The organism is Prevotella mikamonis (genome assembly GCF_055381405.1).
Window position 1 is genome coordinate 2,032,535 of the sequence record NZ_AP035785.1, and the last position, 14,411, is coordinate 2,046,945.

The 14,411-nt window shown below is 45.9% G+C and carries 8 protein-coding genes; 3 read left to right on the top strand and 5 right to left on the bottom strand.

Annotated elements, in window-relative coordinates; genetic code table 11:
• Window positions 1-10: 10 nt before the first annotated feature.
• Window positions 11-1,672, bottom strand: a complete 1,662-nt coding sequence (locus tag ACZ42L_RS08595) for a putative transporter (protein ID WP_464715837.1) — start codon at window positions 1,670-1,672, stop codon at window positions 11-13.
• 136 nt (window positions 1,673-1,808) lie between these two features.
• On the opposite strand from ACZ42L_RS08595, the gene ACZ42L_RS08600 reads away from it, so the two are divergent.
• Window positions 1,809-2,975 carry an acyloxyacyl hydrolase gene (locus tag ACZ42L_RS08600; protein WP_464715838.1) on the top strand — a complete coding sequence of 389 codons (1,167 nt, stop codon included), beginning with the start codon at window positions 1,809-1,811 and terminating at the stop codon, window positions 2,973-2,975.
• On the opposite strand, the gene ACZ42L_RS08605 is transcribed toward ACZ42L_RS08600, so the two are convergent.
• From ACZ42L_RS08605 to ACZ42L_RS08615, 3 genes are all read right to left on the bottom strand, one after another.
• A complete protein-coding gene (locus tag ACZ42L_RS08605) occupies window positions 2,972-4,189 on the bottom strand; it encodes a sialidase family protein (RefSeq protein ID WP_464698347.1) in 1,218 nt (405 codons plus the stop codon). The genes ACZ42L_RS08600 and ACZ42L_RS08605 overlap by 4 nt on opposite strands.
• A gap of 162 nt (window positions 4,190-4,351) precedes the next feature.
• The gene (locus ACZ42L_RS08610; protein ID WP_464698349.1) at window positions 4,352-6,025 is read right to left on the bottom strand and encodes a SusD/RagB family nutrient-binding outer membrane lipoprotein; all 1,674 of its coding nucleotides are present in this window, start codon (window positions 6,023-6,025) and stop codon (window positions 4,352-4,354) included.
• 22 nt (window positions 6,026-6,047) lie between these two features.
• Window positions 6,048-9,173 (bottom strand): SusC/RagA family TonB-linked outer membrane protein, encoded by a 3,126-nt coding sequence (locus ACZ42L_RS08615; protein ID WP_464715839.1) that lies wholly within the window; start codon window positions 9,171-9,173, stop codon window positions 6,048-6,050.
• A gap of 1,366 nt (window positions 9,174-10,539) precedes the next feature.
• Here ACZ42L_RS08615 and ACZ42L_RS08620 point away from each other — a divergent pair.
• Window positions 10,540-11,109, top strand: coding sequence for an RNA polymerase sigma factor (locus ACZ42L_RS08620; protein ID WP_464715840.1), 570 nt, complete (start codon window positions 10,540-10,542; stop codon window positions 11,107-11,109).
• 83 nt (window positions 11,110-11,192) lie between these two features.
• The gene (locus ACZ42L_RS08625) at window positions 11,193-12,173 is read left to right on the top strand and encodes a FecR family protein (RefSeq protein WP_464715841.1); all 981 of its coding nucleotides are present in this window, start codon (window positions 11,193-11,195) and stop codon (window positions 12,171-12,173) included.
• A 76-nt stretch (window positions 12,174-12,249) separates the two neighbouring features.
• Here ACZ42L_RS08625 and ACZ42L_RS08630 read toward each other — a convergent pair whose 3' ends face one another.
• Complete coding sequence (locus tag ACZ42L_RS08630) at window positions 12,250-14,403, bottom strand: alpha-N-acetylglucosaminidase (RefSeq protein WP_464715842.1); 2,154 nt, start codon at window positions 14,401-14,403, stop codon at window positions 12,250-12,252.
• Between the last annotated feature and the right edge of the window lie 8 nt (window positions 14,404-14,411).

Consider the following 14,411-nt stretch of genomic DNA (forward strand, 5'->3'; position numbering starts at 1 on the left):
TCGGCCCTGTTCAGACAAAGAACATGACGATGACTTGGGCTATGATGACGCGCACAAACATGCTCAACGGATAGACCGTCGCATAGCTGACGTTGGCCGTCTCGCCCTCCAGTGTCTCGTTGGCATAACTCAAAGCCATAGGGTTGGCCATGCTTCCGCAGAGGATTCCGCAGATAGTGCCGAAATCGAATTTCTTGGTCTTCAGAGCGATGAAACCGACGATAATGACGGGAACAACCGTAATGAGGAAACCCAGACCGACCCACAGCACACCTTCGGGACGCAAAACGGTATCCATGAAATGCTTGCCGGCTTCGAGACCAAGACCGGCCAGATAGAGCGCCAGACCGAGTTTGCGAAGCATCAAGCCAGCGCTGCGCGTCATATAGGATATGAAATGGACACGCGGACCGAGCGAACCGACAAGGATACCTACGACGATAGGCCCGCCGGCAATACCCAGCTGCACGGGAACACTCATGCCGGGGAGAGCAAGCGGAATAGAACCCACAGCCAGACCAAGGATTAGCCCGAGGAAGACAGCACCCAGATTGGGTTCGCTGAGCGTCTTCACGGCGTTGCCCATGAAGTTTTCCACATGGTCTACATCTTCGGGCGCACCCACCACCGTAATGCGGTCGCCATACTGCAACCGAAGGTCGTCGGTGGCCAAGAGCTTGATGTCGCCTCGAATAACGCGGCTCACATTGACACCATACGTATTGCGCAACTGCAGATTGCCCAGCAACTTGCCATTAAGCGCCGTACGCGTGACGACAATGACGCGGCTCTCTACCTTGGTATCGAGCGCATTCCAGTCTATCTGGTCGCGATTCCAGTCTTTCTCCACACGCTGCCCAAAGAGCAGCGACATGGCTTCTACCTCTTCCTTGTTGGACACCACGAGCAGGCTGTCGTTGAGCTGTAAACGCGTAACAGCCAGCGGAACGATGACCTGACTGTTGCGCCAGATGCGCGAAATGATAAACTTACGATGAGTCATGTTGGCTATTTCGGCCAGCGTCTTGCCATTGATGGCCGGATTGACCACGACGAATTGCCCCACGGAAGTGTGGTCGGCATCGTCCTTGATACGCGGCTTGAGGTCGTCGGGCTTCACAAACACCTTGCGCAGGAACACCATGCCCAGAATGACACCCACCACACCGAGCGGATAGGTAACGGCGCATGCCAAGGCAGCGCCCTGACTGGGCAATCCCATCTGGGCCAAGGTTTGCTGGGCAGCACCCAACGCCGGCGTATTGGTGGTGGCTCCACAGAGAATTCCGACCATATCGGGAAGCTGCACGGGAGTAAAGATGGCCAGCAAAACGGTCATGAGCGTGGCTACCAAAGCTAGGGCCAATCCCCAGAGATTGAAGGCCACTCCCTCGTGGCGCAAAGCTCCAAAGAAGTTAGGTCCTACGTAGAGTCCCAACGTATAGACGAATAAGGTGAGTCCGAAACTTTCAGCAAAGGAAATCATCTGCTGATCGACGGTAAGCCCGAAGTTGCCTACCACAATGCCTACAAAGAAAACAAAAGCAATTCCAAGAGAGATGCCCTTGTAATGCAACTTGCCTAATGCCAATCCGACCGAGCAGATAAGCGACAATACGACAATAGCCTGTATTGCCGAATGTAAACTGAATAAGCCCTCAAGCCATTCCATAAAAATACGTTATCTTCTAACTGTTGAAAAAAACTTGCGCAAAGTTACGATAAATACCTTGGGTCGGCAAAAATAAAAGGGATATATTTGCAAGTTTATGGAATAAAGCCTAAATTTGTCTGAGAAAGTCATCACCATGAAGAAAGCAACTGCATTCTGGCTCTCGCTGTGTTGCCTGTATCCAGCAGGGATATGCGCACAAGAGCCGGATACCACGACTACCATCCATCATCTTGAAGCAGACGTCGTACCATCGACCATCCTTCATACCAACCGTTACCTCAAAGGGGGTAACGCCGAAGGGCGTACGATGAACCATGCCTTTACTGCCCGACTGAAGTATGCGTTTGCAGCCCCCGAAGGAAGCATGAAGGAGCGCATCTACAAAGGGGCATACCAGGGAGTGGGCGTGGCCATTCACGACTTTAATTGGCAGTTAGGACATCCCTGGTCGGCCTTCATCTTCCAAGGCGCACGCATCAAGACGCTCTCGCCAAGGGTGAATCTGAACTACGAATGGAATCTGGGATTGACATCGGGATGGCATCCCTACAACACAGAAAGCAATCCGGACAACAAGGTCATCGGGTCGCGCGTGACGGCCTATATAGACGCCGATGTGTACCTGAACTTCCGTCTCTCGCGTCATTTCGACCTGAATGCGGGCGTCTCGGCCATTCACTTCTCCAACGGAAACACCACCGTACCCAATGCAGGGCTGAACGTATTGGGCGGACGGATGAGCCTGGCCTACTATCTGAACAGACCCAGGCTAAAGGTACATAAAAAAGATACCATACCCCATTTCAACCGTCACATATACTATGACCTTGTACTTTATGGAGCATGGTATCAACTAGGGTATAACACGGACGACGGTCCAGTCGTCATACCGGGTAAATATGGTGTCTTCGGATTCAACTTCAACCCCATGTACGGAATCAATCATTGGCTCAGTACGGGACTTTCGGTCGACGGCGTCTACGACAGGGGAAGCAACATCTACAAACCGCTTGACGAGGACGACGAATCGGTGGTGACGCTCGTTCCGAACAAGCCGAAGACTTTGGAACAGATGGCACTGGGCTTATCGGCACGTGCCGAATTCGTCATGCCGTATTTCTCCATCAACATAGGAGTGGGGCACTATATGCTCGGAGCACAGGGCGACCTGAATGAATGGTATCAGACATTCGCCCTGAAAGTGCACTTTACACGGAAGCTATTCCTGCATATCGGCTACAGTCTGCACGATTTCAAATACCCAAACCACTTGATGTTGGGTGCAGGATGGCGCTTCTAGAGCGTATTGCGCGTCAAGGTAGGCGTGAAGTAACGCCCACCGGTAATCTCGCTGATGGACAACATTTCGTAAACGATGTTGTAATTGGTCGGACCTTCTTCCCACAAGAAACCGATATTGCCGCCAATGAGCTGGGTCATGGTGGAATAAGCAGACAGCTGCTGACTCACCTGTAAGCCACGAGTCCAGCCGGTAACGAGGCCGGCAGTACCGATATGGGTGGTAGGAAGCTCACGATAGTAGAAACCTACATGGCGACGCTGCGGACCAAAGGGTACACTCTGCAAAGCCAACCATACATCGGCATTGTCGGAAGCACGGCGTGCCTTGACTACCAGGATTTCACCATTGCAGGCATTCTGAATGCCCTCGAAAGACGGACTCTTCATAGGTACATCCCAAGAGCCACGGCCTTTCTTGACATTGGTAAAAGTATAGACATTGAACAGGCGACCATTGGCACGCGAACTGAGGATGACACTTCCATCGGGAAGCTCCTCGCACTTGGGTTCATCGCCTTTTGGACAGGGCGATTGTGTCGTACCGCCCAGTGCTTTCCACGATTTTCCGAAGTCATCGCTGTAGACCACGAAGTTGCCTTGGAGCGTACAGAGTGCGGCATAGAGACGATAGTAACGCCCTACCTTGACATAACGGCTCTGATGAATCTTGCCAGAACCGAAGAAAAGACTCTGCACAGGACCATCCTTGTGCTTGTCGAAGAGACGGTATATCTTCTCAGTAATCTCCTCACCTTGGTCCCATGTATGGCCATTGTCGTTGCTGTAGAAACGAGCTACACGGTTGGGATTGTTGCGACGTGCCTTGTGATAAGGGGTCTTACCGCACACACCGATGGCCAAGACGCGCGAACTGGTACGGTCGGCAACGAGGGCACAGTCGCCAAAAGCATAATTCCACTTAATCGCAGACTCATCGCCTGTGCCGTCGGCGAGCTTTCGCTCTGCACTCCACGTCATTCCCTGATCGCTGCTTTCGCGGAAGTGAAGGTCGACAGCCCCATATCCTATGTCGCTACCGCAATAGCGGAAATCGGATACGGCGATGATATTGCCGTTACGAGCCTGGGCAATAGCCGGAATACGATAGGGAATACTATCGGGCAATGTACGGAAAAGAATTTGCTGGAAGCGTCCTGCCTGCGAGCAAAGAGCGAAAACCGCGAGGGCCGCTGTCAAAAAGAAATGTCTCATGAGGTATAATTAGTTGCTATTCAAATACAGTATGCTGCAAACTTACAAAGAAAATTCTAAATAGCCAACCCGACGCGACGGAAAAGCACTTCAGGACGTATAACAAAAAAGCGAGTGCACTCAACAGAATGCACTCGCCGTATTTAAAATGAGTAAGTAAGTTTACTTAGCGTCCCACCATACACGTGTATCGAATCGGTCGGCACCCTGACGAGCAATAGCTGCATCATAATTAGCCTTATTCACCTGTGATTCCTTGCTAGGATAGATGAAACGACGTGGGATAGAACCATTAGCTGTAGCACTCCCACCATCCATCTTAGCCATTGCAGCAGGCTGCAATATTGGGAAACCTGAACGGCGCCAGTTAGCAAACACTTCATGCGGATCGCCAAAGGTTGTGATGTAATACTGGGTATTAATCAGCTCCAAAGCCTTAGCTGCATTGTAAGGATTTGCTGCGAGATAGGCATCTACTTTGCCAGCCAGATACTGCTGATAAATCTTACCGGCATTGGGGAACTGCTGGAACTGCAAGAATGCAGCTTTCACACCATCCTCATAAAACTTCTTAGCGTCGCCGCTGATGTATCCACGAACCGCAGCCTCGGCCAACAAGAAGTTGGTCTGTGCAGCTGTTACAACGAATGTAGGTGCTGTGGGGTCGTTATAGGTGTAGCGGTTGGGGATAGAGAAATAGTTAGTATAACGATTATACCAATAGATGGTATCTCTCTTATTATCCTTCACTATAATTTCTAGAATATTCTCTTTCTTTTTCTCAAACCTTTCATCTACGTTGGCCATTGCATAAGGACTGGTAGGATTCAAGCTATAACCACCAGAAAGGAGACCTTCTTGTGCTTCAGGGCTCATATCACCATAATCCTCATCATTTAAACCACTTTCTATATTCTTAATACCATTGGTCTTTGCTACGGTAGCAATCAAGGATATACGTGGGTCATTGCTCTTCTTCAGCATGTCAACAAAAGTCTTGCTGAGGAAGAATTCACGGTCTTCTTTGGCATTGATTTTGGCAAATGGTTCTGAAGAATCGTCAGAAACGGTTCCTGATGAGTGATTCAATTTTACATTATCAGCATAATCTGTGATGACACCATTGGCGAAAGCCTTGGCAGCATACGTCTTAGCTGTAGCTGCATCAACCTTTACAAGGCGCATAGCCAAGCGAAGCATGAGAGAGTTAGCAAACTTCTTCCACTTAGCAGCATCGCCTGCGAAGTAAACATCTTGCGCTCCCATAACAGCTTTTCCAGATGCCAAATTGGCCTGAGCCTCATCCAGTTCCTTCAACATGTCAGCGTAGATATCCTTCTGGCTATCGTAAACCGGATAAGAGAACTGGGCGGGACGACCTGCCTGAGAATAAGGAATGTCGCCATAGAGGTCTGTCATCTTACCGAAAGCATAGACACGCATCACGCGAGCAATGTTCCAGTCTATCTTCAATTCGTCGTTTCCTTTCCACTTATCATAGCAAGTGGTAACATCGCGCATAGCTCCACGGTCGCCATTAAAAGTATCCCAGAACGAAGCAGAGTAGCCATCGCTGTAGTTATAACGGCCATAGCTGTCCCACCAGTCAATAGACGTAAGTTGCTGGGTGAACTGAGCTGAATAGATACAACCGGTACGCCACATATCCCAGTCGGAGCCCAATGCCTGATGTTCTGCATTTGTAAACAGCATTGCATAAGGAACATTGGTCTCATTCAAGTGCTCCGGGTCTACATTAAGATTCCCAAAGTCTCCACAACTAGAGACTCCAAGTGCAAATACCGAAGCTAATGCTATATATTTAATCTTTTTCATTTCGATTCTCATTAATTTATGATTAGAACTTAATATTCACATTGAGACCAATGTTTCTAGTTGTAGGATAACCGTTCAACTCAAGTCCCTGACCGTTACCTGCATTGACTGCAGACTCTGGATCGATGTTTGGAGTGTGCTTCATGATTGTCCAGAGGTTACGAGCTACAAGAGACAGGCTCAATCCCTTTACAAAGTTCATACGAGTAAACATTGATTTCGGGAAGGTATAACCCAATGACAACTCACGCAACTTGATAAAGTCTGCACTGTAAACAAACTCTTCACCAATATCAGCTTTACAGATTGCCTGATAATAATGTTCTGCAGATACAGAAACAGTGTTTGCTTTACCGGTCTCTTCGTCAATACCCGCAGCCACGATAGCACCCTTTGCATTCTCAACCGTACGACCGTTCAACGTGTTCTTGTGCATACCATAGTAGTAGAGCTGGTAGTTTGTACCAGAAAAAATCTTAGCACCGAACTTCGCATCAATCAAGAATGCCAATGTAAAGTTCTTATAGCTGAACGAGTTGCGGAAACCACCGGTCCACTTGTAAACACCATTTCCAAGAACAGTCTGCTCGCCCTTTTGTGGGAGGCCTTGCTTCAACAGCAGGTTACCATTGGCATCTCTCTTATACTTGTTGCCGACAATCTGGCCATAAGGGCTGCCTACTACATTATAAATAAACACATTTCCGTTACGGCTCTGTGCTCCGTCGATAGACAAACGATTTACACCTTCACCCAAGAACTCTACATTTGACTTGTTGTAAGCGAAGTTCAAGGTAGTATTCCACTGGAAATCTTTGGTTCTAACAGGATAAGCATCCACCATAAACTCAAAACCATTATTCTTCAATTTACCAACGTTGGCAACCTTAGAACCATAACCCGAAGCAGAAGATGTAGAAACGACAGCAATGTCATCGGTAGTCTTCTTTATGTAATAAGCCATATCGAAATTCAAGCGGCTTTCGAAGAATGAAAGGTTCAAACCTACTTCGAACTCAGAGATATGAACAGGTTTCAATGTATTGCTAGGATATTTGTCGCCATTGTTCTGCGTTGCTACCATCTGCTTATCAACCGTATAATTACGTAATTGATAGAGCAAAAGATTCTGGTAAGGTGATGTTCCATTAGAAGCAGAAGCTACACCCGCACGCAACTTACCGAAATCGAACCAAGCAGGAAGCTGATTGCGGAATGTATCGGTGAACACCCAAGAGAGTGTTGCAGATGGATAGAAGTAGCTGTTACTATCATCTGCCAAAGTAGAGAACCAGTCGTTACGGGCTGTAAGGTTCAAGAACACCTGATTCTTCCAGCCCAAGTCTGCTGTACCATAGAGAGAATTTACCTGATAACGCTCTGTCTTCATAGCGGGGCGCTTATCACCCAAGTTGTTAACCGACCACAAACCATCTACTACAAACGGACGACCACCGTCTGAAACCAAGAATGTCTTGGTGATATCAAACTGCTTGTTACCACCGAATGTAGCGCCGACAGTCCAGTCGCCGAATGTTTTGTTGAAGCCCAAGAGGAAGTTATAGTTGTTCTCGTGGAAGTTCTTAGAATACTGAGTCATCCAACCCTTGGGATCAGCAGCAGCACCAGTAGGCTGTACCTGTTTGTATTCAAGGTTGTAACCATCATGCTGAACAGCACCCTGAACGTACAACCAGTCTGTGATATCCCAACGCAAATTGATAGCACCTACCAAACGAGTACGGTTCATATCATTGGTCTTGCGATACTGTAACCAATAAGGATTATTAAAATAGTTGTTATTACCACCTATCATTTCAGTACCATCGAGGTTTGTACCCCATCCTTTTTCAGTGCCCTTCATCCACTCTACGTCGAAAGAATTACCACGATACAGCAGAGAAGCGTTGGTGTTACCGTTACCATCTGAAAGGTTTGCACGACCATTCGACTTATCCGAAGTATAGTTAGCGGTCACTGTCAGGTGAACATTCTTCAAAAAGTCATAAGTAGTATTCATGTTCAAGCCTACCTGGCGAGTACCAGCATTAGGCAGAATGCTCTTCTCCTTGTTGTAAGAAGCACCGAAACGATAAGTGATATTCTGTGCAGAACCAGCAATAGAAGCCGATGTATTGGTAGTAATACCCGTACGATAGAACTTAGACCAGTTGTCTACATTGCTGTAAGCGTAAGTGTTACCAAGGAAGTTGGTAGCTTCAGAGCCATCCAGAACGGCACCCCAACTATTGCTTTCACCGTCTAAAGCAGCTTTAACATTAGTGGGCTTCTGGCCAAACTCACCCAAACCGAATGTTTCCTGCCAGTCGCGATAGTCGTAGATAGAGTTGAAAGTCAAGTTCTCGTTTACTTCGATAGACACCGGCTGATTCTTCTTACCACTCTTTGTAGTAATCAAGATGGCACCATTACCACCACGATAACCATAAAGAGCAGAAGCGGCAGCACCCTTCAACACCTGAATACTCTCAATATCATCGGCGTTAATGTTGCTCAAACCGTCACCCATATCCGAGCCACCCCACATACCGGCAGAACCCTGGTTGGTATTATCGAACGGCACACCATCTACAACGTAGAGAGGCATGTTGTTACCTGTGAGCGAAGCATTACCACGAATCACTACACGAGAAGTACCCGTAGAACCGGTACCGTTACCTGCAACATTCACACCGGCAATCTTACCAGAGAGAGCGTTACCAATATTAGGATCACGAGCCAACTGGAAATCCTCGCCACCTACCTTCGTTGTCGAATAACCCAACGAACGGGATTGGCGCTTGATACCCAAGGCCGTTACCACAACTTCATCGATAGCAGTTGCTTCAGGCGTCATTGTAACATTTACCTGCGAACGATTACCTACTTTCACGTAAGCAGTCTTGTAGCCTACGTAAGACAATTCAAGTGTCCCGTTAGCAGGACAATTGATTGAATAGTTACCATCGATGTCGGTAATAGCATTGATGTTAGTACCCTGTACCTTGACAGTTGCGCCGATAACCGGCTGACCTGTCTCATCAAGAACATTACCTTTGACAGTTGAGTTCTGTGCGAATGCTCCAAAAGCAAAGCATAACAACAGAACAGTTAGTTTGGTCCTCATCGAGGTCCAAAAGAACTTCATTCTTTTACACATTTTGAATTAAGATTAGTTACAGTCACCCTAAAATAGGGATTGTTAAGTTATATATCTGGTTTAATACTTGGCAAAAGTAACAAATGATTTGATAAATACAAACTTTTTAAGGTTTTAATTCAAATAAACCAAATTATTATGACAACCTTAGCGATAAATACAAGGCACCTAAAACAGTTATATCACACAGAATCATACAGATACAACAGCTTCTGGCATTTACACATATAAATTTGACACTGGTGGTTTTATAAAATATTTTTAAAAACATTCTTAAATAACAAAACAACAAGCATAGTAGGATATTACTATAATTAAGGTCGTATTTTAACTTAATTACTATCAAAAAGGAATCACTTTACATCACAAAAACATACATCTAAGTAAAATTTCTCACAGACTTAAATTGTACTTTCCAAATCGAAGTGCAAAAATCCGGGATAGTTTTTCTAGGTAAAAACATGAAAAAAACACCGCAGGTTTGGCAATGCGCTATTTTTTTATTCAGCCTGTCTTCGCTTGCAACTTGCCTCAATTTACTGCAAGGGCTTGACAGCATCGCTGCAAAACCCGAACTGCAATGTTGCAAGGCCTGGGCAGCAATGCTGCCCAGGCCTTGCAGTATTTCCCCAATACTCTGATTTGGAATTATCATCCTAATACACTATATTTGCATCAGAAGAATATAGAGAGGGGGAAACCGTGAATACAACCATCAGAAATAAGATTATTTCTATCATCATAGGCATATTTGCATACATTGTCATAGCCAACATATTCCATATACTTTTGGGTGGTAAAAACGATATAGCATTAGGCATCTTGTATATTTATAGTGATATATTGTATGCAACTGGTTTCACCATCACTTTTTTGTTTTACGGATATAATAAGATGTACAAGATTTTGCATGCCACATTGAGCATCATATTCCTATTGATATATCTATACTATTGGCTCATTGTCACAGAATTGCCCTATGAAAGGTTTTTATATATAGGACTAGGATTACTTATATATTTGGGCGAAACAGGGTATCTAAAGCATTGCGGTCATCACTAAACGGTTACCTCCGAACTGGACAGAAATTCAAACTGCTTCGTCTCGTTTCTCTACCATGATATGACAGGATTACGACACTACCTCTTCTTTTCATGAACTTGAGTAGTATATTTTACCGATAAATAGTCGATTTCCTTGCTAATCTTATCTATCATTCAGAATAATTCTGTAACTTTGTCTATTGCGTACACAGCAATGGTCTACTTGTAATACATTGATATATAACATCTTAAAAACACAATAGACTGCGCTATACTTACGTAGTATTTAACAGCGCGGCACATAACATATCATGCCAAGAGATGAAAGACAACTGATAGCTGACCTGAAAAATGATTCGCAAAGGGCACTGGCCGAAATATACGACCACTATGCCCCACGACTCTATGCCTTCGGCATGAAATATTATAAGGTACCAACAAATGTAGAGGAACTTGTTGAAGATACATTTGTATGGCTATGGAACAACCGTCACGACATCAGGAGCGAAAACAGCATCAAGGCCATTATGTTCATCAGAATGCGCCATTATCTCATCAACAACTACCGAGCCATCGTGAACTCACCGGAATACGAGAGCTACGTAGGATATGTGGAAAGACTGGGGACTGCCGATACCGACAAACTGGAATATGAAGATTTTCTGAAACAGCTTCACCATGCTATCAGTCAACTACCCGAAACCCAGCAACAGATTATAAAAATGTCGAAGATAGAGCAGATGAGTAATCAGGAAATTGCTTCAGCACTGAACCTGAAGGAGCAGACGGTAAGAAACCAACTGTCGTCGGCACTGAAAAACCTTAAAAAGATATTGGGGCCACTCTACATCGTATGCAGTATATTATTTTATGTTAATTGACACAAGCTCCGTGGTATTTCCATCCACTTTGCATGTCTTTATAGAAACAAGAGACACTAACAAATTACGCACAGGCAACAAACATGAGAAAGATAGAACAGGATTTTCTAAATAACAAAGCCAACACTGAGCAGCTAAAAACATTGAGGCAACATGTAAACGCCTCTGACGACGCTCAATTAGGGGCGGACATACAGCAGCAGTGGATGCAAGAAGACCTTGACACATCAGAGGTAGATACAGACATATTGAAAAAAATATGGTATCGCGTGGAGAATCAAACACGCGGTGGCCATAGAATCCACTCGTTGTTATGGAAAGCAATACAGGTGGCTGCCGTGTTCCTTATACCCCTGTTTATGTTTACTACCTACTACTTTTACAGGCAGAAGAGTGCCTACGAAAACGGTGAAGTTACCTTCACTACAGACAAAGGCGAGCAGGCTTGTGTCGTACTACCCGACGGGAGCAAAGTCAGACTGAACGAGCTGACTACATTGCGTTATAACACAACTGCATTCAACCAGTACAGACGCGAAGTGATTTTTGATGGCCAAGGCTATTTTGAAATCCACAAAGATGCCAAGCATCCACTGGTTATCTCTTCAGATAGGTTGAGTATCAAGGTGCTTGGTACGATATTTAATCTTACTACCCACCGCAACAGCAGCCAGGCTTCGCTGGAATTATCGGAAGGCAGTGTTGACTTCTCGCATATAGCATCAGGAAGAGTCGTACACATGAGTCCAGGACAACGAGCTGTCCTGAATAAGCAGACAGGACAATTTGCCGTTTCTATGATGCAGGAAGACTTTGACTACTACACAGCATGGAACAGAAAGGAACTGGTTTTCAGAAACACACCACTGACTGCCGTATTCGAGGAATTGGAACAGACGTATAGTGTAAGTATCAAGTGCAACCCTCGAGTTAAGCTCAGCGAGCAATTCACCGGTACTATGGCAAGCAATAATCTGCAAGAAAATCTGGAAATACTGGAAACTTCTTTCCACTTAAAAGCTACCAAATACGGAAAGAATATTTTGATAACGACTGCAAAATAAGTTGTCTGTTGCCGCAACGATATAAAAATCCCTCTTTTATTTGCCATACAAGGCTGATAAAAGAGGGATTTCTATCTTAACGATTCATCTGTTTACACAGGTCAATGAGCCTGATACATGTTGCCGTTACATCTTTTACCGGGCGTCGAGCCCCCAAATTGTCAGCACGCTCAACCCACTGAAGCTCCCACTTCTGAAAGTCAAATGGCTTCTTGGTCTTCAACGACTCAAAGTAATGCTGCCACCTCGGCAAATAATAACTGCGGATAAGACCAGACCAAATTCTTGCCGAATAATCGTCTACAGGCGGTCCCCAAATAGTAACTATCCGTTTTGCATTGCGCTCGTACTGAGCAATGAGCTTCTTGTCGCTTCCAGCAGCTTGCTTGGCAAACCCAACCCAGCGGTCCATACGCAATATAGGATGAGTGTCTAACAGCGAGTCGGTTGTAAGCGCAATGTGAGTAAAGGTTCGTTCAAGCTCATTCCCTTTCTCCCATTCACCCCGTAAATAAGCCTGCGCAATCTTTTGTGTCAGCAGTTCCATCTTTGCACCGGCATAAAGTGCGGTCAATTCTGCCAAGTCAGCCCTGTAAAGAGGCGACACGCCTAGTTCGGAAGTAGCAGAAGCAAAAGCCTCGATACCCGTAAACAGACTGTCGTTAATATATACACTCCCCTTTTGTTTCAGACCAGGACGGAATTGCCAATTATAACGCGGGTGGTCAGTAAAACTACCATAGACCGAACCACACATATTCTTCCAATATACAGCCACATCGTCATGTTGCTTACCATAACGACATACACTGTAGTCAGCAAGCCATTGAGCCAGGTCTATCGGTTCGGCAGTCCAGCCTCCATCAGTAACAAGTTCGTAGATAACCTCATTGTTCTCCAAACCTTCAGGTGCAGTACCATACCCTTCCAATCTCCCTTTGTGCGGAGACTTGAGAGCTTTCAGACGTCCATTGGCATAAAATTCAAGATTGCCAGTAAAAGCAGTCTTTCCACCCATATTAGGGATTACGCTATATACCCAAGGCTTGTTGTGGAAACCTTCAAATACATCCCAGTTAGCTCCATTCTTCCAATAATGGTGATTATAATCTTCGGCCATGTCAAGAATCAGCATCTTATCATCCGGCACCTTGCTCAGCAAAGCTTTCATGCTGGCATTGTCCCATATATCACGCTGATAGCCGAACATCCATCCCTGTATGGTCCACACGGCATTGGGATTGGCTGCTGCAATGGCAGCATATATCTTCTCGCCATAATTGGCCAGCATCTGATGTTTCTTGGCATCTTCTCCCTTATCGAAAGGCAACTGCATTTCGTTGAAACTGTCGGCCAGATAATAGGTATTTTTACCAAATTCCTTCTCCCATTCCTCGATGAACATTTTGCCCATGCGGTGAAACAGAGGTTCGTCGGAAGCCAACATCCAGTTGTGGAAAGCTCCATCAGACCATGAGGTCTCCGTTATCCTGGCCTTGGGGAAAAGCTGCTGTAAGGCTTTCGGTACAAATCCCGCGAAAGCAGGACAGATAGGTTTCATGCCCAAACTGCGCATTCTGCCAAGAATCTTGTGTGCCAGCTTTACTTGATTGCTGTGCCATGATGTAGAAAGCGGACCGTCGATACCGCTGATATTCCCCATACGCATCCACGGAAGATGGGCAGGACCAACGAAATATGAATTGATGTCTCGCTCTTGCATACCGAGACGACGCAGCACACGGACATAGATAGCCTCGTTGGCTACCAGCATCAGGGGCATATCGATGCCGTGCAGCGCCATCCAATCCAATTCTTCTTCCCACCTTGCCCAGTCCCAATAGGGAGTAGTATAGCCATAGGTAACCACATTCATGTAATAATGATGCTTAAACGGTGAGACTTTTCTTTGGGGAGACAAGTCTCCGAGCCTTTGAGGAAGGTCGAACCGCTTGCCCGTCCAAGTAAATATTCCCGCCTTGTTTTGCCTCACATACTCGTAGAAACCTCGACATAATGCCACTCCACTACTGCCTTTGACAGTCAGTTTTCCGCCAGATACCGACGTTTCAAACTGGTCGCAGCCACCTATTGGTTTCAGTGATAGCGAAAGGTTGAGCGAAAGCTCGCGACCGGCAAATCTTTTAATGACAGCCGCGGCTTCTTTTTCTGCCTGCCCCCAGCCACTGAGGCTTACGAGCAAAAGTAGGAAGAAGAACGTTTTTCTCATTTATTTTT

What these genes read in the sequence shown, in the direction of transcription:
- ACZ42L_RS08620 (WP_464715840.1), top strand. Translation starts at nt 10,540, where the DNA reads ATGCCAAGAGATGAAAGACAACTGATAGCTGACCTGAAAAATGATTCG.
- ACZ42L_RS08600 (WP_464715838.1), top strand. Translation starts at nt 1,809, where the DNA reads ATGAAGAAAGCAACTGCATTCTGGCTCTCGCTGTGTTGCCTGTATCCA.
- ACZ42L_RS08615 (WP_464715839.1), bottom strand. Translation starts at nt 9,173, where the DNA reads ATGAAGTTCTTTTGGACCTCGATGAGGACCAAACTAACTGTTCTGTTG.
- ACZ42L_RS08610 (WP_464698349.1), bottom strand. Translation starts at nt 6,025, where the DNA reads ATGAAAAAGATTAAATATATAGCATTAGCTTCGGTATTTGCACTTGGA.
- ACZ42L_RS08605 (WP_464698347.1), bottom strand. Translation starts at nt 4,189, where the DNA reads ATGAGACATTTCTTTTTGACAGCGGCCCTCGCGGTTTTCGCTCTTTGC.
- ACZ42L_RS08595 (WP_464715837.1), bottom strand. Translation starts at nt 1,672, where the DNA reads ATGGAATGGCTTGAGGGCTTATTCAGTTTACATTCGGCAATACAGGCT.
- ACZ42L_RS08625 (WP_464715841.1), top strand. Translation starts at nt 11,193, where the DNA reads ATGAGAAAGATAGAACAGGATTTTCTAAATAACAAAGCCAACACTGAG.
- ACZ42L_RS08630 (WP_464715842.1), bottom strand. Translation starts at nt 14,403, where the DNA reads ATGAGAAAAACGTTCTTCTTCCTACTTTTGCTCGTAAGCCTCAGTGGC.